This window comes from Bradyrhizobium sp. SZCCHNR1015 (assembly GCF_032489875.1).
GTDB lineage: Bacteria > Pseudomonadota > Alphaproteobacteria > Rhizobiales > Xanthobacteraceae > Bradyrhizobium.
Map to the genome: position 1 here is coordinate 239,932 of NZ_JAUEYW010000007.1, position 22,052 is coordinate 261,983.

21 protein-coding genes are annotated in these 22,052 nt (G+C 65.1%); 17 read left to right on the forward strand and 4 right to left on the reverse strand.

Features of this window, described 5'->3' with window-relative positions:
- Nucleotides 1-287 precede the first annotated feature (287 nt).
- The 8 genes from QX128_RS14490 to QX128_RS14525 all read left to right on the forward strand — a co-directional run bounded on the left by QX128_RS14490 (nt 288) and on the right by QX128_RS14525 (nt 9,413).
- Entirely contained in the window at nt 288-1,436 is a 1,149-nt protein-coding gene (locus QX128_RS14490; protein WP_316183709.1) for a thiolase domain-containing protein, read from the forward strand.
- Nucleotides 1,436-1,825 (forward strand): Zn-ribbon domain-containing OB-fold protein, encoded by a 390-nt coding sequence (locus QX128_RS14495; protein ID WP_315800936.1) that lies wholly within the window; start codon nt 1,436-1,438, stop codon nt 1,823-1,825. The genes QX128_RS14490 and QX128_RS14495 overlap by 1 nt, the downstream gene beginning before the upstream one ends.
- 437 nt (nt 1,826-2,262) lie before the next feature.
- Nucleotides 2,263-3,123: a MaoC family dehydratase gene (locus tag QX128_RS14500; RefSeq protein ID WP_316183707.1), complete on the forward strand. Its 861-nt coding sequence runs from the start codon at nt 2,263-2,265 to the stop codon at nt 3,121-3,123.
- 159 nt (nt 3,124-3,282) lie between these two features.
- The gene (locus QX128_RS14505; RefSeq protein WP_316182076.1) at nt 3,283-4,161 is read left to right on the forward strand and encodes an SDR family oxidoreductase; all 879 of its coding nucleotides are present in this window, start codon (nt 3,283-3,285) and stop codon (nt 4,159-4,161) included.
- Nucleotides 4,162-4,279: 118 nt separating this feature from the next.
- Nucleotides 4,280-5,233 (forward strand): dihydrodipicolinate synthase family protein, encoded by a 954-nt coding sequence (locus QX128_RS14510; RefSeq protein WP_316237756.1) that lies wholly within the window; start codon nt 4,280-4,282, stop codon nt 5,231-5,233.
- Nucleotides 5,234-5,235: 2 nt separating this feature from the next.
- Entirely contained in the window at nt 5,236-6,039 is an 804-nt protein-coding gene (locus QX128_RS14515; RefSeq protein ID WP_316237757.1) for an NUDIX hydrolase, read from the forward strand.
- A 112-nt stretch (nt 6,040-6,151) separates the two neighbouring features.
- Nucleotides 6,152-8,833 (forward strand): PAS domain-containing protein, encoded by a 2,682-nt coding sequence (locus QX128_RS14520; RefSeq protein WP_315804958.1) that lies wholly within the window; start codon nt 6,152-6,154, stop codon nt 8,831-8,833.
- 118 nt (nt 8,834-8,951) lie between these two features.
- Nucleotides 8,952-9,413: a hypothetical protein gene (locus QX128_RS14525; RefSeq protein WP_316237813.1), complete on the forward strand. Its 462-nt coding sequence runs from the start codon at nt 8,952-8,954 to the stop codon at nt 9,411-9,413.
- Nucleotides 9,414-9,429: 16 nt separating this feature from the next.
- Here the strand turns inward: QX128_RS14525 and QX128_RS14530 are convergent, their stop codons facing one another.
- Nucleotides 9,430-9,813 (reverse strand): VOC family protein, encoded by a 384-nt coding sequence (locus QX128_RS14530; RefSeq protein ID WP_316237758.1) that lies wholly within the window; start codon nt 9,811-9,813, stop codon nt 9,430-9,432.
- Nucleotides 9,814-10,035: 222 nt separating this feature from the next.
- Between QX128_RS14530 and QX128_RS14535 the strand changes: the two genes are divergently transcribed.
- The 4 genes from QX128_RS14535 to QX128_RS14550 all read left to right on the forward strand — a co-directional run bounded on the left by QX128_RS14535 (nt 10,036) and on the right by QX128_RS14550 (nt 12,449).
- Nucleotides 10,036-10,746, forward strand: coding sequence for a hypothetical protein (locus QX128_RS14535; protein ID WP_316237759.1), 711 nt, complete (start codon nt 10,036-10,038; stop codon nt 10,744-10,746).
- 114 nt (nt 10,747-10,860) lie between these two features.
- Nucleotides 10,861-11,325, forward strand: a complete 465-nt coding sequence (locus tag QX128_RS14540) for a hypothetical protein (RefSeq protein ID WP_315804851.1) — start codon at nt 10,861-10,863, stop codon at nt 11,323-11,325.
- Nucleotides 11,326-11,519: 194 nt separating this feature from the next.
- Nucleotides 11,520-11,933, forward strand: a complete 414-nt coding sequence (locus QX128_RS14545) for a DUF3775 domain-containing protein (RefSeq protein WP_315804852.1) — start codon at nt 11,520-11,522, stop codon at nt 11,931-11,933.
- Nucleotides 11,934-12,002: 69 nt separating this feature from the next.
- Nucleotides 12,003-12,449 (forward strand): host attachment protein, encoded by a 447-nt coding sequence (locus tag QX128_RS14550; protein ID WP_315804853.1) that lies wholly within the window; start codon nt 12,003-12,005, stop codon nt 12,447-12,449.
- A gap of 66 nt (nt 12,450-12,515) precedes the next feature.
- Here the strand turns inward: QX128_RS14550 and QX128_RS14555 are convergent, their stop codons facing one another.
- From QX128_RS14555 to QX128_RS14565, 3 genes are all read right to left on the reverse strand, one after another.
- Complete coding sequence (locus QX128_RS14555) at nt 12,516-12,710, reverse strand: hypothetical protein (protein ID WP_315804854.1); 195 nt, start codon at nt 12,708-12,710, stop codon at nt 12,516-12,518.
- Between the two features lie 161 nt (nt 12,711-12,871).
- The gene (locus tag QX128_RS14560) at nt 12,872-13,054 is read right to left on the reverse strand and encodes a hypothetical protein (RefSeq protein WP_315804960.1); all 183 of its coding nucleotides are present in this window, start codon (nt 13,052-13,054) and stop codon (nt 12,872-12,874) included.
- Between the two features lie 796 nt (nt 13,055-13,850).
- Complete coding sequence (locus QX128_RS14565; RefSeq protein WP_316237760.1) at nt 13,851-15,038, reverse strand: acyltransferase; 1,188 nt, start codon at nt 15,036-15,038, stop codon at nt 13,851-13,853.
- Between the two features lie 94 nt (nt 15,039-15,132).
- Here QX128_RS14565 and QX128_RS14570 point away from each other — a divergent pair, with 94 nt between their 5' ends.
- From QX128_RS14570 to QX128_RS14590, 5 genes are all read left to right on the forward strand, one after another.
- Nucleotides 15,133-15,465, forward strand: a complete 333-nt coding sequence (locus tag QX128_RS14570; RefSeq protein WP_316237761.1) for a hypothetical protein — start codon at nt 15,133-15,135, stop codon at nt 15,463-15,465.
- A 166-nt stretch (nt 15,466-15,631) separates the two neighbouring features.
- Nucleotides 15,632-16,027: a hypothetical protein gene (locus tag QX128_RS14575; RefSeq protein WP_316237762.1), complete on the forward strand. Its 396-nt coding sequence runs from the start codon at nt 15,632-15,634 to the stop codon at nt 16,025-16,027.
- A 222-nt stretch (nt 16,028-16,249) separates the two neighbouring features.
- The gene (locus tag QX128_RS14580) at nt 16,250-17,002 is read left to right on the forward strand and encodes a hypothetical protein (RefSeq protein WP_315804858.1); all 753 of its coding nucleotides are present in this window, start codon (nt 16,250-16,252) and stop codon (nt 17,000-17,002) included.
- Between the two features lie 7 nt (nt 17,003-17,009).
- Entirely contained in the window at nt 17,010-20,639 is a 3,630-nt protein-coding gene (locus tag QX128_RS14585; protein WP_316237763.1) for a hypothetical protein, read from the forward strand.
- Entirely contained in the window at nt 20,636-22,051 is a 1,416-nt protein-coding gene (locus QX128_RS14590; RefSeq protein ID WP_316237764.1) for a hypothetical protein, read from the forward strand. Before QX128_RS14585 ends, QX128_RS14590 begins: the two co-directional genes overlap by 4 nt.
- Nucleotide 22,052: the final 1 nt, after the last annotated feature.

The following is a 22,052-nucleotide window of genomic DNA, read 5'->3' on the forward strand; positions in this document are numbered from 1 at the left end:
GTTCGATATGTGCTCGCTCGCGCCACACGATCGCTGTCGTCCCGGGCTTGACCCGGGACCCATAACCACCGGCGGGTGTGAGAGGGCACGCGGGGCGACCATCGAGTCCAACAAGATCCGCCGGTGGTTATGGGTCCCGGGTCAAGCCCGGGACGACGGCGGAGTGAAGGGCGAGACCATGCGTCATCTCCACCGCGCGGAATATTTTCACCGCTTGCCAAGCCTCATGCGAGGGTCCAGAAAATCTCCAACCATCGGGCAGGAAACGACGACAAGCGGAGACGGAATTGACCATCAAGGGCAAGGCCTACATTGCCGGGATCTATGAGCATCCGACCCGGCACGCACCGGACAAATCGACCGCACAACTGCATGCCGAGGTCGCCAAGGGGGCGCTGGAGGATGCCGGGTTGAGCGCGAAAGATGTCGACGGCTATTTCTGCGCCGGCGATGCGCCGGGCGGCGCGTGGCCGATGGTCGACTATCTCGGTTTGAAGGTGCGGCACATCGATTCCACCGAGACCGGCGGCTGCTCCTATCTGATCCACGTCGGCCACGCCGCTGAGGCGATTGCCGCCGGCAAATGCTCGATCGCGCTGATCACGCTGGCCGGCAAGCCGCGCACCGGCCCGATGCCGCCGCGCGCCGCCGGCGCGGAAGCCGACTTCGAGATGGCCTATGGCGCCACCACGCACAATGCCTACGGCATGTGCGCCATGCGCCACATGCACGACTATGGCACCACGTCGGAGCAGCTCGCCTGGATCAAGGTCGCGGCCTCGCATCACGCGCAGTACAATCCGCATGCGATGCTGAAGGAGGTCGTGACGGTCGAGGACGTGATCAACTCGCCGATGATCTCCGATCCGTTGCACCGCATGGATTGCTGCGTCGTTACCGACGGCGGCGGTGCGCTGATCGTGACCACGCCGGAGATCGCCAAGAGCCTGAAGAAGCCGCTGGTGCGGCTGATCGGCCATGGCGAGGCGATGAAGGGGCCGCGCGGCGGCAAGGACCTCGATCTCACTTATTCCGCCGGTGTGTGGTCCGGCCCGCGCGCCTTCGAGGAGGCGGGCGTGACCCCGAATGATATCAAATACGCCTCGATCTATGACAGCTTCACCATCACGGTGCTGATGCAGCTCGAGGACCTCGGCTTCTGCAAGAAGGGCGAGGGCGGCAAGTTCGTCGCCGACGGCAACCTCATCTCCGGCGTCGGCAAGCTGCCGTTCAACACCGATGGCGGCGGCCTGTGCAGCAACCATCCGGTCAACCGCGGCGGCATGACCAAGGTGATCGAGGCCGTGCGCCAGCTGCGCGGCGAAGCTCATCCGAAGGTCCAGGTGCCGAATTGCGACCTCGCCATCGCCCATGGCACCGGCGGCCTGCTCGGCGTGCGCCACGCCGCCTCGACCTGCATTCTGGAGCGCGTCTGATGTCCGAAGCCAAGAAACTTCCGGCCCCCGTCACCAATCCCGAGACCAAGGCGTTCTGGGATGCCGCCGCCGAGGGCAAATTCATGATCAAGCGCTGCACGGCATGCGGCGAGGCGCATTATTTCCCGCGCTCGATCTGCCCGTTCTGCTTCTCCGACCAGACGGTGTGGGAGCAGAGCGCGGGCGAGGGCGAGATCTACACGTTCTCGATCATGCGCAAGTCGCCGACCGGGCCCTATGCGATCGGCTACGTGACCTTGAAGGAGGGGCCGTCGCTGCAGACCAATTTCGTCGATTGCGATTTCGATGCGTTGAAGATCGGCCAGAAGGTGAGGGTTGTGTTCAAGCCCACCGACGGCGCCCCGCTGCCGTTCTTTACACCGGCGTAGGTGAGTGAGCACGGATGCGGCTCCACGTCATTGGAGCGAAGCGACGAAGCAATCCAGAGTCCTCGCGCAGCCCTGGATTGCTTCGCTCCGCTCGCAATGACGATGGGGCATGCATCTGCGTGCTCCAACAATGGTGTACCCTCTCCCTTTGTGGGAGAGGGTGGCGAGATCGAGCGAAGCGAGATTGAGCCGGGTGAGGGGTCTCTCTCCGCGCAGACAGTGCGGCTGTGGAGACAACCCCTCACCCGAGTGAGGTCGGAATTGATAGTTGCGCTGCCCTCTCCCACAAGGGGAGAGGGCGCAGCAATGGGCATCGGAAGACGTGCGTAGGGTGGGCTAAGGCGCGGAGCGCCGTGCCCACCGATATACAACAAGAAAGGCGGTGGGCACGCTTCGCTTTGCCCACCCTACAAGAGAACGAAGTTCGGGGAGGCGACATGCCGATCAACTACGATGAGCTGATGGCGATGAAGGCGATCGGGCAGCCCTATGCCTACGGTGATCGCGAGGTGATGCTGTACGCCTATGGCATCGGCATGGGGGCCGATCCCATGGATGAGAAGGAGCTCGCCTTCGTCAACGAGGCCACCGCCGAGCCGCGGCCGCTGAAGGTGGTGCCGACCTTTGCCTCCGTCGCGGCCTGGGGCGCCGGTCCCGGCGACATGAAGCTCAACCGCGTGCTGGTGGTCGACGGCGAGCGCGACATCACCTTTCACAAGCCGCTGGCGGTGGCCGCGAAGATCACGGCCGACTCCTCCGTGCTCGCGGTGTCCGACAAGGGCAAGGACAAGGGCGCCGTCATCCGCCATCAGACCATCCTGCGCGACGAGGGCGGCGCGCCGCTGACGACGCTGGTCGCCTCACGCTTCGCCCGCGGCGACGGCGGCTTCGGCGGTCCGTCTGGCGGCATTCCCGAGCCGCACCCGGTGCCGACCCGCGCACCGGATCGCAGCGTCGACATCTCGACACGGCCTGACCAGGCGCTGATCTACCGCCTGTGCGGGGACCGCAACCCGCTGCACTCCGATCCCGAGTTTGCCCGTCGCGCCGGTTTCCCACGGCCGATCCTGCACGGCATGTGCACCTACGGCCTCACCTGCCGCGCCGTGCTGCAGACCTATGCCGACTACGACGCCTCGGCGTTCCGCCAGCACGCCGCGCGGTTCTCGTCGCCGGTGTTCCCCGGCGAGACCGTGACGGTCGATCTCTGGAAGGATGGCGATGTGATCTCCTTCGAAGCGCGCGTGAAGTCGCGCAACGTCACGGTGATCAAGAACGGCAAGACAGTGCTGGGATGATCCTCGTGATGTGAGGCACAGCTGTTAGTTATCGTCATGCCCGGGCTTGACCCGGGCATCCATCCTCTTCTGGTGATGGATGGACGGTTCAGGAGATGGATGGCCGGGTCAAGCCCGGCCATGACGGAGAAAGCAAGAACATAAGCGGAGGACGCACCCATGGGACTGCTCGACGGCAAGGTGGCGCTGATCACCGGCGCAGGTGGCGGCCTCGGCGAGGCCTACGCCAAACTGTTCGCGCGCGAGGGCGCGGCGGTGGTGGTCAACGACCTTGGCGGGCCGCGCGACGGCTCCGGCTCCGACCTGTCGATGGCCGAGCAGGTGGTGGCCGCGATCAAGGCCGAGGGCGGCCACGCCGTCGCCAACGCCGCCGACATCTCCACCATGGCCGGCGGGCAGTCTGTGTTCGACGACGCCATCCGGCATTTCGGCCGCGCCGACATCCTGGTCAACAATGCCGGCATCCTGCGCGACCAGACCTTTGCCAAGTCGAGCGAAGCGGATTGGGACAAGGTGATCCAGGTGCACCTCAAAGGCACCTTCTGCTGCACCCTGCCGGTGTTCCGCTGGATGCGCGACAATGGCGGCGGCGTCATCGTCAACACCTCATCGACCTCGGGCCTGATCGGCAATTTCGGCCAGTCCAACTACGGCGCCGCCAAGGGCGGTATCTGGGGCCTGTCCAACGTGCTGGCAATCGAGGGCCGCAAGTACAACATCCGGGTGTGGACCCTGGCGCCCGGCGCGCTGACGCGGATGACGGCCGACCTGCCGCGCTACAAGGAGAACCCGGGCGCGGCGCTGACGCCCGAGGGCATTGCGCCGGCCGTGCTCTACATGGTCAGCAGTCTCTCGGGGGATCAGACCGGCAAGGTGCTCGGCGTCTCCGGCCCACGCGGCGTGCGCGAGTTGCGCATGATGGAAATGGACGGATGGAAACCGCCGTCGTCGGCCTGGAAGGCCGAGGACATCGCCGCCCATGCAGGGGAGATATTCTTTTCGGAGGCCGAGATAGCCAAGTCCGCACGGCGGTTTTGATGTATTCAGGTCGTCATTCCGGAGCGCTCGCGACGGCGAGCGAACCCGGAATCTCGAGATTCCGGGTCTCGTCCTGCGGACGATCCCGGAATGACGCCAGAGAGATTGGAGACAGATGATGAAGCTCACCGCCGCCGCCAAGGGCACCTTCGCGATCGCGCCGACCCCGTTCCATGATGACGGCCGCATCGACGACGCCTCGATCGACCGGCTGGTCGATTTCTATGCCGAGGCAGGCTGCGACGGCATCACGGTGCTCGGCATCATGGGCGAGGCGCCGAAGCTGGACGCGGCGGAATCCGAGCAGGTTGCGGTGCGCTTTGCCAAGCGCGCCAAGAACCTGCAGATCATCGTCGGTGTCTCCGCGCCGGGGTTCGCGACGATGCGCGCGCTGGCGCGCGCCTCGATGGATGCCGGCGCTGCCGGCGTGATGATCGCGCCGCCGCCGACCCTGCGCACCGACGATCAGATCACGGGCTATTTCAAGCAGGCCCAGGAGGCGATCGGCGAGGACATTCCGTGGGTGCTGCAGGACTATCCGCTGACGCTGAACGTACAGTTCACGCCGGCGGTGATCCGCAGGATCGTCATGGACAGTCCGTCCTGCGTGATGCTCAAGCATGAGGACTGGCCGGGCCTGGAGAAGATCTCGGCGCTCCGCGGCTTCCAGAAGGACGGCTCGCTGCGGCCGCTGTCGATCCTGTGCGGCAATGGCGGCCTGTTCCTGGACTTCGAGATGGAGCGCGGCGCCGACGGCGCGATGACCGGCTACGCCTTCCCGGAAATGCTGGTCGACGTCGTCAAGCTGTCGCAGGCCGGCAAGCGCGACGCCGCGCACGACCTGTTCGACGCGCATCTGCCGCTGGTCCGCTACGAGCAGCAGCCCGGCGCCGGCCTTGCCGTGCGCAAATACGTGCTGCAGAAGCGCGGCGCGATCGCCTCCAGCGCACAGCGCAAGCCGGGCTCGGCGATCACGGCGGCCGCCAAGGCCGAGGTCGACTATCTGCTGTCGCGTGTCGCCCGCACCGACGCCCGCGCCAATCTGCAACCCCGAGCCACCGCCGCGGAGTGACCATGGCTGACGCTGCCGCCGTCCGTCCCGCCTCGACCGTGCTGCTGCTGCGCGACAGCGCAGCCGCACGTGAGATCGAGGTATTCATGATGGTGCGCCACCATCAGATCGAGTTCAACTCGGGCGCCCTGGTGTTTCCAGGCGGCAGCGTCGACAAGGGCGATCAGGAGATCGCCGGCAGGCCGGAGCTCTATGCCGGCGACGATGGCCTGGACGCCGAGGCGCTCGGCTTCCGCATCGCCGGGGTGCGCGAGACCTTCGAGGAGAGCGGCATCCTGCTGGCGCGAGCGCGCGGCGCGCGCACGCTGATCGAGGCCGCGGCCGCCCGCGAGATCGAGGCTGCGCATCGCCTGGCGTTGTGCGAGGGCAAGACCAGCTTTCTCGAGGTCATCGAGGCGCACGGCTTGGTGCTGGCGCTCGACACGCTCATCCCTTACGCGCATTGGATCACGCCCGAGGGCATGCCGAAGCGCTTCGACACCTGGTTCTTCCTGGCGGCCGCGCCGCCGGACCAGCTGGGCGCCCATGACGGCCGGGAATCGACCGACTCCGTCTGGGTCTCGCCGCGCGAGGCGCTGGCGGGCGGCGAGGACGGTCGCTTCAAGCTGCCGTTCCCGACCACCCGCAACCTGATCCGTCTGGGCAAACAGCCGGCCGTGGCCGGGGCATTGGCGGCGGCGCGCGACATGGACATCGTCACCGTGATGCCGGTGATGACCAAGACCGCCGAGGGCGGCCGTCAGCTGCGCATTCCCCGCGAGGCAGGCTATGATGGGGAGGTATTCGAGTTCGGTGCGGCCGGTTAACCGCACAGGCTATTTTTCGTCCGGCGGATGATGCGCGGACGGGATTGTTCCCTATCTGTTCATTCAGCCGCGCGGCGGCTCGTATATAGTGCGGTTCCGACCATCGGATCCCATGAGTAGATTACCGGACCTCGACACGGCCTGCAGCAGCCTCCGATCGATGACGATCGGGCGGATGATCTTTGGCAGCTTTTTGCTGCTGCTGGCCGTCATCACCGCGACCAGCATGGCGAGCGTGATTGCCATCCGCCATATCGATTCGACCTTTGCCGAATTGCAGCGGCTGCAGGGCGTCGGCGATCTCGCCGAGGAGATCGACCAGCGCATGAACGAGCTGCGGCTCGCGGCGCGTGATTTCGTCACCGATCCCGGTTCGCGCTCCGACCGTGCCATGGAGGCGGCGACCGAGCTCAGCGCGCTCCTGAAGAAGACGCGCCTGCAGCTCGCGCCGGAGCAGCAGGCGACCATCGATGGCGTCGCCCAGCGGCTCGCCAATTACCGCGAGGGCATCGACCGGATCAGCGCGCTGATCGCCCGGCGTGCCGAGCTGCTGTCGGGTTTGCCGGCGGCGCGCGAGAGCTTCGAGGACGCCATCGCCGGCTTGACCGATCGCGGCACGGCGCGGGCGCTGTTCCAGGTGCAGAACCAGGTCGGCGCGGCGCTGCTGGCGCGCGACCCGGCCGGCGCCGAGCAGGCCGCCCGCAGCATGCGCGCAATGCCGATCGAGGACAGCGCGCTTCGCGCGGCCGCCGACCGCTATGCCGAGGCGATCATCGCCATTGCCGGCACGGAGGACGAGATCGCGCGCCTCGACAAGGAGGTGCTGGGCATCGAGGGGCGGCTGATCGGCCGGGTCACCGAGTTGCTGCGCGCCTTGAGCGCGAGCCAGGGCAAGGTGCTGTCGCGCGACTTCGCCCGCACCCTGGCGGAGACGAAATGGCAGAGCATCATCTTCGGCACGGCGGGCGTTCTGATCGGCATCTTCGCTGCGTCTTTCGTGGTCCGGCGCACCGTGCGGCCGCTGGCCTCGATCGCGCGCTCGATCAGGGCGCTGGCGGCAGGCGAAAAGGCGGCGTCGATCCCGCAGACCGACGTTCAGAACGAGATCGGCGACATCGCGCGGGCGGCGGAGGTCTTCCGGCAGACTTTGCAGGACGCCGACGCGGCGCGCGAGGCGGCGGTCCGCGCGCTGGCCGAGCAGCGGCTGGCCGAGGAGAGCTACCGCAAGCTGTTCGAAGCTTCGATCGACGGCATCTACGTGACCACACCGAGCGGTCTCGTGCTCAATGCCAATCCGGCGCTCGCCCGCATCATGGGCTACGAATCCGCGAGCGAGCTGATCCAGAGCGTCAACGACATCGCGGATACGATCTATGTCCATCCCCTGGCGCGCGAACGCTATCAGCGGCTGATGCGGCGCGACGGCATGGTGCGCGAGTTCGAATACCAGGTGCGCCGGCGCACCGGTGAGGTCCGCTGGCTTTCCGACAGCGCCACGGTGGTGCGGGACGAGAGCGGCGAGGTGGTTCGCTACGAAGGCGTGGTCCGCGACATCACGGATCAGAAGCGCGCCGAGGATGCGATCGCGGAAGGCCGGCGATTGCTGCAGCAGGTCATCGACACGGTGCCGGCGGTGATCAACGTCAAGGATCGCGAGCTGCGTTATGTCCTGATGAACCGCTACATGGCCGGCATCTTCAACGTCGAGCCCGAGGATGCGCTCGGCCGCACCACGGGCGAGCTGATGTCGCGCTACGGCGCGAACAAGACCGACTCGAACGACAAGCGCGTGCTGGCGACGAAGGCGGGCCTCGGGTTCTACGAGGAGGAATACCTCGATTCATGCAACGTCATGCGGCAATGGCTGGTCAACAAGCTGCCGCTTCTCGATGCCGACGGCGAGGTCGACAAGATCGTCACGGTGGCGCTCGACATCGGCGAGCGCAAGAAAAGCGAACTGGAGATGCGCAAGGCCAAGGAGGCCGCCGAGACCGCGCTCCGGAACCTGCGCGAGACCCAGGCCTCGCTGATCGAAGCCGAGAAGCTCGCGGCGCTCGGGCGCATGGTCGCCGGCGTTGCTCACGAGGTCAACAACCCCGTCGGCATCAGCCTGACGGTCGCTTCCGCGCTCGAGCGCAAGACCGAGCGCTTCAGCGAGGCGGTCACGCGGGGCGAGCTGCGGCGGTCGAGTCTCACTGAGTTCATCGAGATGAGCCGCAGCGCCGCGGGACAGCTCGTCGCCAATCTCAATCGCGCGGCCGAGCTGATCCAGTCGTTCAAGCAGGTGGCGGCGGACCGCAACTACTCCGACCAGCGCAGCTTCGATCTCGCCGATCTCACCGAGCAGGTGGTGATGAGTCTGCGCCCGGGCGTGCGCAGACAGAACCTGACGGTGAATGTGGATTGCCAGCCCGATCTGGTGATGAACAGCTACCCCGGGCCATACGGCCAGGTCCTGACCAATCTGTTCCTCAATGCGGTCGCGCACGCGTTTCCGGACGGCAGGAGCGGTGTGATCGAAATCAGGGCTCGGGAGTCCGGCCGCGACAATGTCGAGATCATCTTTTCCGACAATGGCTGCGGCATGTCGCTCGACGTCCGCCGCCGCGCCTTCGATCCCTTTTTCACGACGCGCCGCGACCAGGGCGGCACCGGCCTCGGCCTGCACATCGTCTACAGCATCGTGACCAGCCGGCTCGGCGGCCGGCTTGATCTCGACTCCGAGCCGGGCGCCGGCACGCGCGTCCAGATCATTCTGCCGCGGGTCGCACCTCTCGAGCAGGCAGCCGAGTAGGAGATCTGCGTAAACCCCCGGATTGACTCTCACGAAGCCGAGATCGAATCGAAATCTGGCCCGGTTGATGCATTTCTATCCGCACACCCTGGGGTGGTGCAGGAGCCAGATGGACCAGATGGAAATGAGCAAATGGATCGTGTCCCGCGGCCATGGGCCGCATCGAGCTGATCGTGCCGACATCAGCAACACGGGTTCGAAGCGGCAGGCGGCCGCGCGATGGAAGCCACCTGTCCAGGTCGGCAGTGCGGCGCTGCTGATCGCACTCGCCGCGCCGCCGTCACTGGCGCGCGATCGCGGCCAGTACGCGAACTCGTCGCCGGAGATGAAGGCATGGTTCGACGGCCTGCGCAGCGGCAAGGGCCCGTGCTGTTCGGACGCCGATGGCAGCGCCGTCAGCGATGTCGACTGGGAGAGCAGGGGCGGTCACTACCGCGTCCGCATCGAGGGTGAATGGCTCGACGTTCCCGACGACGCTGTCATCACGGAGCCCAACCGGGTCGGCCGCACGATGGTGTGGCCGATGCGCGGCTATCAGGGCCTCCAGATCCGCTGCTTCATGCCGGGTAGCATGTCGTAGCCGGGCGGGGCGGCGCTCAGGTGTATTTCTTGTCGCGCTCCAGCAGCTCGATGGAAATGCCCTCCGGCCCGCGGATGAAGCAGATGCGAACACCGGGGCGGATCGTGGTCGGCTCGGTCGTGAAGGTGACGCCCTTCGCCTTGAGCTCGGCGGCCGCGGCGTCGATGTCCTTCACGGTGAGGCCGAAATGATCGAGGCCCTGGTGCGGCGTCACAGGCGGCGCGTTGACGCCGTCGTTCGGCTCGACCTTGGCGACGAACACGCTGGCGCCGCCGAGCCTGACGTCGATGCGGCCGGGATTGCGGATGATCTCGCCGCCGAGAATGTCGTGAAGCCAGGTAGCGGTGGCTTCCGGGTCCGGGCTGCGGAGATGGATGTGGTCCCACATGACATTCAACATCGTCGAGATCTTTCGAAGGAGTGAACCGCCTGCGGCGCGGCGGCGTTTCTTGAGGTGCCGGCAACGGGTCGGATGTTTACCGGCCCGTCACCGGCCGCGCCAGCCCGGCATACCGACCGGTATCCGGGCCTGCCCTCCAATTGTCGGCTTTGCATGCAACCCTATCGATGTTTGCCGATTGAAGCTTCCAGATGCCCCCGCCGGGCAGCCGATGGTGCAGACATGAGCGCGGGTCTCTCTCGTTTGCTGGGGCGCAAGCCCGATGCCACGGCGTCGCTGGCCATGCGCCGAAGCGACGGAGCGTCCATCCCATTGGGAGCTGCGGTGTCGGGGTTGGCGATCCTCGCGCTGATCATGTTCAGCGTCGTCGGGTGGCTGATCATGTCGGTCGAAGAGGAGGAGGTGGCCGACTCCAGCCTCACGCGGGTCGGATCGGCCTCCCCGAGCAGCGGCTATGAAGGGGATGAAGACGGGACGGAGACGTCGCGTGGACTCTCCTTGGTGGTGCCCAGCCCGGCGGCCAAGTCCAGCGCGCACCCCGATTCGTCCCCGGTGGTCGGCTCCGGCCGGACCGTCATGGACGCCAATGCCAGCCTTTCGCCGACGATGACGCCTGCTTCATCCCCTGCGCTCGACCCGGCCGCTCTGTCCGGCCTGCGGATCAGTTCCCAGTCCTGGCGGCGCGGCGGTCTTGGGTCGAGGGCGCTGGTGACCTTCACGGTACGGAATGCCAACAGTTTCGCAATCAAGGACGTCGAAATCACCTGCGCCTTCAGCCGGCGGGACGGTAGCCATGTCAGCGACCGCCGACGGATCGTGCCTGGCCAAGTCGGGCCGCGCAGCCGGAAGACCTTCGCGGCGGTCCATGTCGGATTCGTCAACGTTAACGTCAGCGCGGCCAAATGCGCGCTGGTTGCAGCGACGAAAATCTAATTATGTCGCGCTAGTCTCCCACGGTTTTTGAACCCGAGCGTTCGACGCGGGAACATACTGTCATGATCCTCCGTTAGGTGGATGTCGGCGCAGGTGCCGACGGAGCGGTAAATTATGCCCATTCTGCGTTACTTTCTTTTCGTCGGTGGAACTCTGCTGGCGCTGCTGGTCCTGGCGGATGCCGTGCTTCCCAGCGTACCATTGCCTGCAAGCCTGTCGTCTGCGTCGGACCTTCCCCCGGTGCGCATTCAGTCCACCAGAAAGTGGCCGGAGCGGATCGTGATGGACACCTCGATCGCCACGCCGGCTCCGGTGAAGCTCGCGAAGGCGGAGCAGCCTGCGGCAGAAGTGGCCAAGCCCAGTGCCCGCGACGCCTTCGCGCAGATGAGCGCCGTCGAGACCAACCCGCAGGTTGCGGCCGTGAAGTCCGCCGAGAAGCCTCGCGCGACGCGGATTGCCGACACGGGCAAGCCGGCTGCAGAGGCGAAGAAGCGAAGGACCGCAAAAGCTCATCCGGGCAGACCGATGATTCTGGTCGCGCAGCAGCCGCATGTCGGCTCTCTCGATTGGACTTGGTAGTATCGATCGCCCGCGGTCCCTGGTCGATCCAAGCGGTCCCGCTGCAATCGCGCTCGGGGGCTCGCGCGGGGTGCTGCGCCGGTTTTCACGCCGCTACGCTGCCTTGATCTTGCGCAAAGTGCGCTCCTTCCGGAACGCCTAGCGTCTCTGCACGGGACCTGGGGGCGTTTGCCCGGGGACCCAGGAGACGCTGAATGACGACTACCACGCCCACCCTCTCGATCTCGCCGGAGAAGGTCGCCTTCGTCGTGACCAAGATCCACCAGCACGAAATGGAAGCGGCCGAACCCGAATTGCTGGCAGATTTGGCAGATGACGACACGGCGCCCGGTACCGGTGGGCGAGGCCTGAAAACGGACCGGTCGGAGCTCGTCAGCTTCATCAGGGGCCTCAATGTCGACGAACAGATCGATCTGGTCACGCTGATGTGGCTGGGCCGGGGCGACGGCTCGCTGGACAATTGGGATGAGCTTCGTGCGCAGGCCGCTCAGGCGCACAACAATCGCACGGCGACGTATCTGATCGAAACGCCGATGCTCGGCGACTATCTGGAGGAGGCTCTCTCGGAGTTCGGCCTTTCCTTGGAAGATTTCGAAGAAGGCATATAGCTGCGGCGGCTTCTCCCGATGAGCTCGCTGGCACATTCTTCGCTGTAATTCGGATGATGGAGTAATCTCATGGACAAGATGAAGGTCGGAACCGGTGATTGGATCGTAGTGTGCGACGGGCGCAAGGCGCTGATCCTCGAGAACGTCGGTGACAGCATGTTTCCGAACCTGCACACCAAAGAGGTCCGTGAACAGGAGAACGACCGCACGAGCGCTCAGGGCACTGACGCTCCCGGCTCGGTGCAGCCGTCATTTGGCAATGCTCGGAGTTCAGTGGATCAGACGGATTGGCATGATCAGGCTGAGCGTATCTTTCTCAAGCAGCTTGCCGATCGCCTGCATCATGCTGTCATTTCAGGCGAAACCAAAGCCGTCACGATGGTGGCGTCGCCGCGCGCGCTCGGGATCATCCGCGCCGACTATTCCGACGCGGTACGAAAGGCGCTGCATGGCGAGGTCCACAAGGATCTGGTCAAGCTTCCGGTCTACGAAATCGAGAAGCAACTGCTTGCCTGAGCCAGGCTGTCTCATGCCAATGAGTGTCCGGAGACCCCGTTCGCGGTCTCGGTGATCGCGACGGGATCAATGTGTGCTTTCATGCGACGGTGTCGATTCCGGCGCCGCAGGCACGAGGCTTGCGCCCACATGCGCAGCTCCTTTTTCGACGATCTCGTAGCCGCAATCGTCCAGCCAGGCGATCAGGCGATCGGCCATGGCGTAATCCCAGGTCGGGTAGGAGCGTGCGATGACCTGGCGTGGCGTGAGCTTGCGAGACATTGGTGATCCTTCGCTGATCTCATGGTGCTCGATGAAACGTCGAGCGTTGGTCTTGTCATCCTGAACCCCAGGACGGGATGCACAGTTCCTGCGGCGCCCGAGCGCTGCCGCTCAAGGAGCGCTGATCGTTCACCGCGCCCCGGCGAAAGGCGCTCAATTCATCAAGCGCCGATCACGTGTGGCCGCGCGTCATCGGTCACGAGAGCCGCGGTGCGCTCCGGCTTCTTCTCCACGATCTCGTAACCACAATGATCGAGCCATGCGATCAACCGATCCGCCATGGCATAGTCCCAACTGGGATAGGATCTGGCAATGACTTCGCGGACTGAAAGCTTTCGTGTCATGATGTCGATCTGTCGCTCCCTGCATTCGCCACGGGCCCGTCCGGCATACATCCGGACGATCCAAGGCTGGCCGGCAGTTCGTGCCGCCGGTTCTTGATGTTGTTTGGCTCGTCCCGCTTCTAAGCGCGCGCCCCAGCGCCTCACCACGATCAAACTGGCGTGGAGAGGTGACTTTTCCGCTTCCGGCTCGCCCAGGCTGCGCAATCATCGCCCAACATGGTGAAAACCTTCTCGCTACGATGGTTTCCCATTCCCGTGCACGGATATGGCGCAGTCGTGCGCGTAGTGGGGCTGGAGTGTGGTGGCGGCGCGGTGTTTCGTCACAGGCTGGCGGCGACGATCTCCGACGAAAGCAGCTCGAGCAGGCTGCGACAAACTGAGGAACGGTTTGGCACGTTCATGGTTTCAGCTGGGGCGCAGTCGCATGGGCTCGTCGTCTCAGAGGCAACGGAGCGAAGCGATGAGGCTGATGTTCTCGGTCGTGCTACTGACCGGCCTTGCGGCAGGGGCCGGCCGGATGGACGCCAATGAGTCCTGCGGCCCAGGGTGCCACGTCGCGCCGAATGGCGGCTGCGTCGTGAATGGCTGGGAGGTGGGAGCGCCGGTGTGGAACGAATGCCCCGCGGGCGCTCGGCCAAGACCGCCGTGCGGAACCGCGTTCAAATGGAGCAGACAGGCGAAGGCCTGTGTCAGCAGGTGAATATGCGAGGGCTGATCACCGGCGCGAGAACGTGGGTCGGACCGACGGCTGTCGCGAGCCGTGCCTTGTATCAGGAGCAAGACGAAGCTCCGGCGCTCAGACCGGCCTCGCATGGATCACGTCGCGTGGTGCGCTGGTGCGGAAGGCTCTCCGTAACCATGCCCGCGACGGTGCCTCGATGAGCATGTAGGTGATCCAGGCCATCGCCGTCGCAATCGCAACGAACAGACCGAGCCGCAGTGCGAGCTCAAGAGCGCCAGGAGCATCTGACTTTCCGATCATCGCAAGCCGAATGAGAAAGGGATGCAGCAGATAGATCGAATAGCTGCATTCGCCACCAATGATCAGGGCTCTGGACGACAGCCAGGGGGCATGGCCGTATCGACTGGCGGCGACGAAGACGATCGAAAATCCCGAGATCTCGATGAGACGTACGGCAAGTTCGATCGCGAATGACCAGCCGGGCAGACGAGGCTGCAGAAACAGCAGCACAGGCGCACAGATGAGGCTCACCAGCGAAAGCCAGAACAGGAGCCTCACGCAGCGCCGCTCCCCGTCACCGACGCTGGCATCGGCGCGGTTCCTGTAGATCATGGCGGCAAGGCAGCCGGCCAGGAACTGAGCGATGTGAAGATAGGGAGAGTAGTAGGTGAGCCACTGCATCCCGTTTTGCGTCAGGCTCGGCGCGACGGCCCGCAGCAACGCATCCCCGAAGGTGAAGGCGGCCGCGATCGTCAGCGCGAACGTCACGATGTTCACCAGCGCGATCCAGATGATCGTTTGCAGCCGGACGACGGCTGCAAACAGCAGGCAGACGAATGGAAACAGCAGGTAGAAGAACAGCTCCACGCTAATGGACCAGAGGTGCTGCAGCGATGGCACGACTGCGACCAGCATGGTGCCGTTCTGCACGGGAAACCAGGCTTGCGTCATCGTGAGGATGAAGCCGAGCGACGGGGCCGAAAGACCTCGCGCAATCACGATGTATGCGACGACTGCGAGCGCAATCACGGCGTACATGGGGTAGAGCCGGGCGAAGCGCGCGACGGCAAATTCGCGAAGAGCGCTTCCGAGCGGTTGCGACTGGAAGCGCTCGGCGTAGTTGAGCCACAGGACGAATCCGCTCAGCACGAAGAACATCGTCATTCCGATGCTGCTGATTTGTGCGATGAGCTCCGGCAGCGGGCCTTGCGCCAACGACGGGGCGCCATGGCCGATGGCGACCGTTGCGGCCGCGACGAAGCGCAAGCCGGTCAGCGAGCCGATGAAGCGTTGCTCGTTCACTTTTGGGGATGGTCCTGATGCTTGGGAGGCGCTCCGGCTGTTGTAGAAACAGCAGGGCCTGGAGGCAACCCGACGCACGCCGCCGGAGACGGGATTGCCGCCCGCCGAGCGACGATCAGGCGTCCAGGCCGGAGATGATTCTGCGCCTGATCATTCCGGCGTCTGCCGCTTGCGACGTCCGCCGCGGCGGCATCTCACGTTGCAGTCACGACAACGGATTGAAAAATATGGAAAAATCAACTTTGCCGTCAGCAGCGTCCGACCACCGGTCGAGGCGTTTCCCGGCGCGCGGCATGCGATCGGCGGGAGGGGGAAGGAGCGGGCAACAGGGCTGCTAGAGTTTGAGGACACCCGGGAAGAGCAGCTCTTGCAGCGGATCGGGCCGGTTGCGAAAAGCCGCCTGGACTCCTCGATCCGCGGGACGTGACGGCCAGGGGCATGGTCGCCCCTGCGTGAGTTGCGGAGCCCCCGTCCGGACTGGTGCAGGGGCCGGATTGCAAATGGACTCGCAAACCGACCACAGCTAGTTATTTGTTGCCCTCTAGCGGGTCATTTTGCACGACGCTGAGCGCCTGAAGAGAACGGGAGTCGCCTTGCTCGCTGCGCCATCTCAGCTCACCGATCAAACCGTCAACACCCAGCTGACGACGAATTGCAATGCGCAGGTGGCTGCAACGTTCGACACGAATGACAGCACCTGGGTGACCTTCTTTTTCAACGGTACGATCCCGTGCTGGAGAGCGCTGGTGTCGATTGGCGAAGTGGTGGTCGAGCTGACCGAGGACATTGCCATTGCAGGCATCGTCCTGCGCAAGGGACTGACCGTGACCATGCACCCGATGGGGCGCTACTACACGGTCACGATGAGCGGGGAGATTGTCGATTCCGGAAAGGAGAGCAGCTTTACCGGATTCGTGCTCGGCTCGTTCATCCGGTCCGCAGCGATGAAGCGTGCGATGCAGATGCTCCGGAAACAAGTCAGCCGCTGAGCGGCGCCCGGCTTCGCCTGAAATGTAAACACCAGAATGTGACCGGGCGTGGGGGGAAGACTGTGATCTGGCCCGATTGACCACCGCGGCGAACCCTGTTACACGCCACAACCTCTGATAGATTTCAATCATTGGTAGCTTAGTTGATTTTCCATTCGTTTCAGCCGCGCCGGCGGTTGCGTACTGCGGGTTTCAATCTGTGTTTTAGAAAAGGAGATAGCCATGGCTCATCATGAAGGCCTTCGTTTTTCGGCTCCCGCCGTTGTCACCACCCCCACAAGCCCCAACACCGAGGTCGTCGCGACGCCGACGGGCGATCAAAACAACACGACGCAGCTCGTGTTCGAGTATCAGGGGCGCATTCCGGTCTGGACGCCGGTTGTCTCGCAGGCGCAACCTCAGGTCGTTTTGGCGACTGACATCACGATCGGCGCAACGACTTGGCGCAAAGGCATTACGATCCAGTATGCGGCGCTGGGATCGACCCAGTACACCGTGACCATCATCTCGGGCGAGATCGTGGACGACCGTGGGCTCTACCTGCTCCAGGGCGTGACGCTCGGCATCTTCCCGATCGGTTTGGATGTCAAGGCAGCGCCGCCCGCGACCACGCGGACCGAAGAGTATCCACGCGCCGCCTTCACGGCGCTGCCGACGGTGAATACGCCGACCAGTCCGAACAGCAACGTGGTGACGACGCCAAGCGGCGACACCAACAACACGACCTACGTTTCGTTCCAGTACCAGGGCCGCATCCCGGTCTGGACGCCGATCGTCTCGCAGTCCCAGATCACCGCGGTTCTCGCCGCGGATATCACGATCGGCGCGACGACATGGAAGGCGGGCATCACGGTGCAATATGCTGCGCTGGGCTCGGCGCAATATACGGTGACCATCATCAAGGGCGATATCATCGACGATCGCGCTCTCTATTCACTGGCGGGCACCTTGCTCGGCATTTTCCCGATCGGGTGATACGAGCATGGACGCGTCCGCGTCAGCGCAGTTCGAGCAGGTCGACTCCTCTGCGATTTACGAGACCAGGGTTGCCGGCTCGGTTGGCTGGGCCGGCTACCTTCTCGGCACGGGCTCGTCGCTGCCACCGTTCATCAACTACGATGACTCGCTGAAGAAGTACGGTGGCAGCTATATTTTCGCGACGCAGCGGCCCGCCGATCTTGATCGTGATCCCGGCGGGTTCGCCGAGCGTGTGCGGACCTATATCAGCAAGGCGACGCGCAACCGCGCCGTCGTCTGGCTGGCCTCGGCCAATCCGGTCAGGTTTGGCGACTTCGAGAGTTACGGCATCTCCTTCATCAACCTGCCGCCGGTCTACCAGGTCTCGGGCAACCTGAACCTCTGGTTCGCCCGCAACGCCAAATTCTACATTCTCGATCAGACCCGGATCGAGATCGATGGTGGGGCGCTGCGCCTGTCGGGCTCGGCGCTGAGCTCGCCTCCGTTCGTCGGCTTCTCGGGCAAGGGCGACAACCCGCTCGGCATTCGGCTTGCGCGGACCTCCAACAATCGCATCTACGCCTACGTGCCGTTCGGCGGTGCCAACACCGGTTGCGTCACCTTTGATGGGCTGCTCGATTCGAAGCAGGCGTTCGTCAGCCAGGGCTTGGAGCAGGGCGTCCGCTACGTCATCAACAACAACGCGACGACGTCGCCGCAAGCTGCGCAATATGCCGCCATTACGGTGGCGGCGTTGCCGTCGCAGCTTTCGATCGCAGGCGCCTTCGACCTCGGCGATCCGGCCAACCGCGCGATCGGCCGAGAGCAGCTCGAGCAGGGCTATCTGCGTTCGGGTTTCGCCATCAAGGGGGCGCCGGCGCTGACCAGCGAATTCCGTACGACCGGCGGGCGTGTCGTGCAACTGACGCCGCTCGGGGCTGGCAGCACGGATACGGCGCCGGCGCTCGGGGCAGGGGGCTTCGCCTTTGCGACCAGCGCCGCCAAGACGGCCGCGGTCGAGACAGGCACGACCTATCTGAGCCTGGCCGGCCACTACGCGCTCGGCGCCGATGGCAGCTCGGCGGGGCAGCTGGCGAAGCTGATGGGCGGACTGTTCGGATCGGAAGCGCTGAGCTTCAAGGCGTACGACGTCAGCCTGCCTGCAGCCCAGAACGATCGTCTCAACGCCATTCCCTCGAAGCCGGGCTACGCGCCGGTGTTTCCATTCGAGACGGCGGACCTCAACCGTCCCACGAGCGGTGCCGTCGCGGCGCGCCTGACGGACGAGCATCAGACCTCCTGGGTGACCATCGTCTCCGGAGGCGGCGCCGTCGACTATCTCGCAGAGCCCGAAGGCAGCGCGATCTACGCTGCGGCTGAGGCCGGCGCCGGCGCCGAGGACGTCGCGATCCTGCAATCGGCGCCGCCATTCATGCCGCTTGCCCAGGGCAGCGACAAGACGTTTCCGCTGGTGCCTTATGGAGCTGCTGCGAGCAGCGGCCTCGATGGCGCTACGCTCGTCCAGTTCGAAAGCCAGATCGTGGCCGCGACCCGTAAGTCGCTGATCTCGAGCTATGGCAGCAAGACGTGGTCGGCGCGCGTGCAGGCGGCGCGGGCTCACGCGCTGCGCGGCACGCTGCCGGACGGCCCGAGCACCGATGGGACGACGCCGCAGGGCTTCATCATCGCGGGCGATCCGACGACGGGTGCCTATCTGAAGGTCAGCATGGCGCAGTCGATCGACCGCGACGGCAACACCCTGCCATTCGCGCTATCTGCTCCGACCCAGGCGATGCAGGACGCCTTGCAGACCAACCAGCTCTTTCTCGTCGCCGTCAATCCGGAGCCGTTCGGCACCGGCGCGCAGTTCGCCAACACCGTCAACATCGCGGGCTGGACCATGACCGCGGCGGTCGGCGCCGGCGCGTCGGCGACCGCCTACCGCAACGTTGTCATCATGAAGTTCTGCTCCGGTTCGTTGCTGGAGCGGGTCACGAATGCCAATCGCTGGACGTCGGCGGAGCAGTTCTCGCTGTTGCCCGGCACGCCGCCGGTCACCGCCGCGCTGTCCTACACCGGCCTGTCGCAATGGCTGCAGGACTACATCGCGGAAGCCGTCGTGCGTTCGAAGGGAGCGTCCGGCCCATTCTACGAGAATTTCGCGCGCATCGCGCAGGATCCGAACTGGACCGGCGTCATCGTGCTCGCGGCCGATCTCGGCCAGCGCGACATGCCGCCGGAGATTGCGGGGCTTGCCGCCGGCATCGACTTCACCCGCTTCAACGCCCATCATTTCGGCTTCACCGTCAGCCGCGTCACGGTCGATGGCCGGAGCGGCCGGATCACGATGCCCCCGGGCAATTCGAGCCTGTTCGGCCTGATCGACTACGAAGATCCGCGCTATGCAATGAACATCTCCAACGGCGTTGCGCCTGACGTGCCGGTGGCGGTGCAGATGAGCGGTGAGTTCGACTTCACCGTGCTGCAGTTGCAGTCGTTGTTCGAGAACGCCAGGCTGACGCGGTTCGACAGCCACGTCCAGCTCTCGGTCGCGGCGCTGTTCGGCGCGCCGGTCTCGCGGCTGTACTCGCGCCGCACGCCGCAGCCCTTCACGGGAATCGTGCTCAAGGGCAGCTATGTCGACCAGGGCGGCCGCGGCGCCTATGTCTTCGAGCAGAACACGACCAACGTGCTGACCAGCCCGTCGAACGTGCTACCGGCCGTTGCCTTCGACCGCGTGCAGTTCAACACGATTGGCACCCAGGACCAGGGCGCCACGGTGGCCAGCAACTTCCTGGTCTGGGGACAGTTCGATTTCACGGCGCTTGAGAGCACCATCGGAGAGACGCTCGACCTGCTGTCGTTCGGCAGCCCGCCCGACACGCCGGAGGAAGCGCTCGGCGTCGGGCTTGCCTTCTCCGGCCTCGTGATCGGCATGACCTATCCGCAGGCGACGCCCGGAGCCAAGCGGTTCCAGGTCGCGACCGGCAACCTGGCCTGGAATCTCAACGGCTCGAGGATGCGCGACACCAGCCTGTTCCGCGGCTTCGCACTGCAGCTCAAGAGCTTCGTCAACGCGACCGGCGATCAGAAGCCGTCGGATCTCGGCTTCCTGCCGGTGACCTCGCAGCTCAACCTGACCGAGCTGGAGGGACCCTGGTTCGGCGTCGTCTACGACATCACGCTGGGCGGCCCGGGAGCGCTCGCCTCCGGCGTCGGCTTCCAGTCGCAACTGCTTGCGGCATGGTCGCCGGTCACCACCGGCTCGGACGCGCAGGATGCGGTCTTCATCGGCATGAGCCTGCCGGGCGCGGCGCCCGGCGCCAGCCTGTTCAGCATCCAGGGCGTCATCAAGGTTGCGGTCGGCGCGATCTCGATCCTGCGCCAGCCGGTGCCGACCGCATCGGGACGCAAGCTGCCGGAAGACGGGCCGAAGTGGTTCTACTGCCTGCGGATCGACGATATCGCGATCAAGATCTTCGGCATCGCCAAGCTGCCGCCGTCCGCCAATATCCAGTTCTTCCTGTTCGGCGATCCCGACAACACCGGCAGCCTCGGCTGGTATGCCGCCTATGTCGCCGACGACAATCCGGGCTGCGAGCAGTCGCTCGCATTTGCCGCCCGCAAGCCCGAGCTGCAGGAGCCGTCAACATGACGCGGATCCTGTTCTGGAACATCGAGAACTTCTCGATCAACAAGATCTTTTCGGCCTCGATCAAGCGGCAGCGCGGGCATGGCGGCCTCAACGACATGCAGAGCGCGATCCAGCGCCGCGCGGTGATCAATGCCGTGCTGACGGCCACCCAGCCGGACATCATCGTCATCATCGAGGTGAGCTCCGGCGACAATGCGCCCAACGCGCTGGCGAGCCAGACCGGCGGCATCAATGCGCTCGCCATGGTGCAGTTCGGGCTCAACAACCCCGCCACCATGGTGGCGGGCGGATGGAACGCCGTGCCGCCGCTCTACACCGGGGTGGGCGGGCGCGCCGAAACGGTCGGTATTCTCTATCGCCGCACCAACACTGCGGGCACCCTCAACCGCTACTTCACCGGGCCCAACATCTGGACCGGCGGGCATGGCGGCATGTCGGTGCCGCCGGGCGGCGGCGTCGCCACGCCGTACAACGGCATGCTGGTGCCTCTCGGTGCCGTCAACGTCAACGGAATGCTGGTCCCCCCGGGGCTTGGTGGCGTCCGGCAGATTCCTGCGGCCGCTCAGCACAATGGCGGGCTCAACGAGGACGTCGTGGCCGCGCGCATCGCCTTCACGACCACGCTCGGCGCGCCCGTTGCCTTCGCCGGGTTGCGCGAGCCGTTCATGGCGACGTTCACTGAGGTCGACAATCTCGGCAACGTCCAGCGCGACCTCACCATCTTCGGCATCCATTCGCCGCCGAACAACCCCGCGGCGGCGAACTACATCACCACGATGTCGACGATCAACGACGTCGTCGGCGCCCTGGGTGTGAACGAGACGCGGGTGATCGGCGGCGACTTCAACGTCAATCTGTTCGCCGTCAACGGAACGGCCTCGGGTCTCTACAATCCGCTCACCGGCGGACCCGGTGCCTACACGCTGCTCGTCAGTCCGACGGCGGTGGGCGTTCCCGTCAATCTGGACCAGTACAAGGGCTATTTCTCCACCCATATTCGCGGCAAGGACAAGACGGCGGCGTCCAAGTTTCTCTGGTCCAACGGCGGCGGGCCGGGACAGAGCTTTTATCCCGGCTACGGCTATGTCGGCTCGAACTTCGTCGCCGCGCCGTTCTACTCGATCGACAACGTCCTGGTCTGGCCGCACAACGGCATGCACAACTATCAGACCACGATCATGAACACGGTGACCGGCACGCCGATGAACGGGGTCATGGCGCCGCCGGACAATCCTCCCCTCGGCACCGTCGCGTTGGCCAACCAGTTCACCGCGGCGCCGATGGGGTGGCCGGGCGCGCCGACGGCGGCGAACTATCCCGGGATCGGCGGCGCCGGAAATCTGACCGGCTGGAGCAACTACGGGCGCGTCCGCAACACCAGCGATCATTTCGGCGTCTTCGCCGACATCTGAA

Excerpts from the sequence above, each read along its gene's own strand:
- QX128_RS14495 (WP_315800936.1), top strand. The coding sequence starts at position 1,436 with ATGTCCGAAGCCAAGAAACTTCCGGCCCCCGTCACCAATCCCGAGACC.
- QX128_RS14500 (WP_316183707.1), top strand. The coding sequence starts at position 2,263 with ATGCCGATCAACTACGATGAGCTGATGGCGATGAAGGCGATCGGGCAG.
- QX128_RS14505 (WP_316182076.1), top strand. The coding sequence starts at position 3,283 with ATGGGACTGCTCGACGGCAAGGTGGCGCTGATCACCGGCGCAGGTGGC.
- QX128_RS14510 (WP_316237756.1), top strand. The coding sequence starts at position 4,280 with ATGAAGCTCACCGCCGCCGCCAAGGGCACCTTCGCGATCGCGCCGACC.
- QX128_RS14515 (WP_316237757.1), top strand. The coding sequence starts at position 5,236 with ATGGCTGACGCTGCCGCCGTCCGTCCCGCCTCGACCGTGCTGCTGCTG.
- QX128_RS14520 (WP_315804958.1), top strand. The coding sequence starts at position 6,152 with ATGAGTAGATTACCGGACCTCGACACGGCCTGCAGCAGCCTCCGATCG.
- QX128_RS14525 (WP_316237813.1), top strand. The coding sequence starts at position 8,952 with ATGGAAATGAGCAAATGGATCGTGTCCCGCGGCCATGGGCCGCATCGA.
- QX128_RS14530 (WP_316237758.1), bottom strand. The coding sequence starts at position 9,813 with ATGTTGAATGTCATGTGGGACCACATCCATCTCCGCAGCCCGGACCCG.
- QX128_RS14535 (WP_316237759.1), top strand. The coding sequence starts at position 10,036 with ATGAGCGCGGGTCTCTCTCGTTTGCTGGGGCGCAAGCCCGATGCCACG.
- QX128_RS14540 (WP_315804851.1), top strand. The coding sequence starts at position 10,861 with ATGCCCATTCTGCGTTACTTTCTTTTCGTCGGTGGAACTCTGCTGGCG.
- QX128_RS14545 (WP_315804852.1), top strand. The coding sequence starts at position 11,520 with ATGACGACTACCACGCCCACCCTCTCGATCTCGCCGGAGAAGGTCGCC.
- QX128_RS14550 (WP_315804853.1), top strand. The coding sequence starts at position 12,003 with ATGGACAAGATGAAGGTCGGAACCGGTGATTGGATCGTAGTGTGCGAC.
- QX128_RS14555 (WP_315804854.1), bottom strand. The coding sequence starts at position 12,710 with ATGTCTCGCAAGCTCACGCCACGCCAGGTCATCGCACGCTCCTACCCG.
- QX128_RS14560 (WP_315804960.1), bottom strand. The coding sequence starts at position 13,054 with ATGACACGAAAGCTTTCAGTCCGCGAAGTCATTGCCAGATCCTATCCC.
- QX128_RS14580 (WP_315804858.1), top strand. The coding sequence starts at position 16,250 with ATGGCTCATCATGAAGGCCTTCGTTTTTCGGCTCCCGCCGTTGTCACC.
- QX128_RS14585 (WP_316237763.1), top strand. The coding sequence starts at position 17,010 with ATGGACGCGTCCGCGTCAGCGCAGTTCGAGCAGGTCGACTCCTCTGCG.
- QX128_RS14590 (WP_316237764.1), top strand. The coding sequence starts at position 20,636 with ATGACGCGGATCCTGTTCTGGAACATCGAGAACTTCTCGATCAACAAG.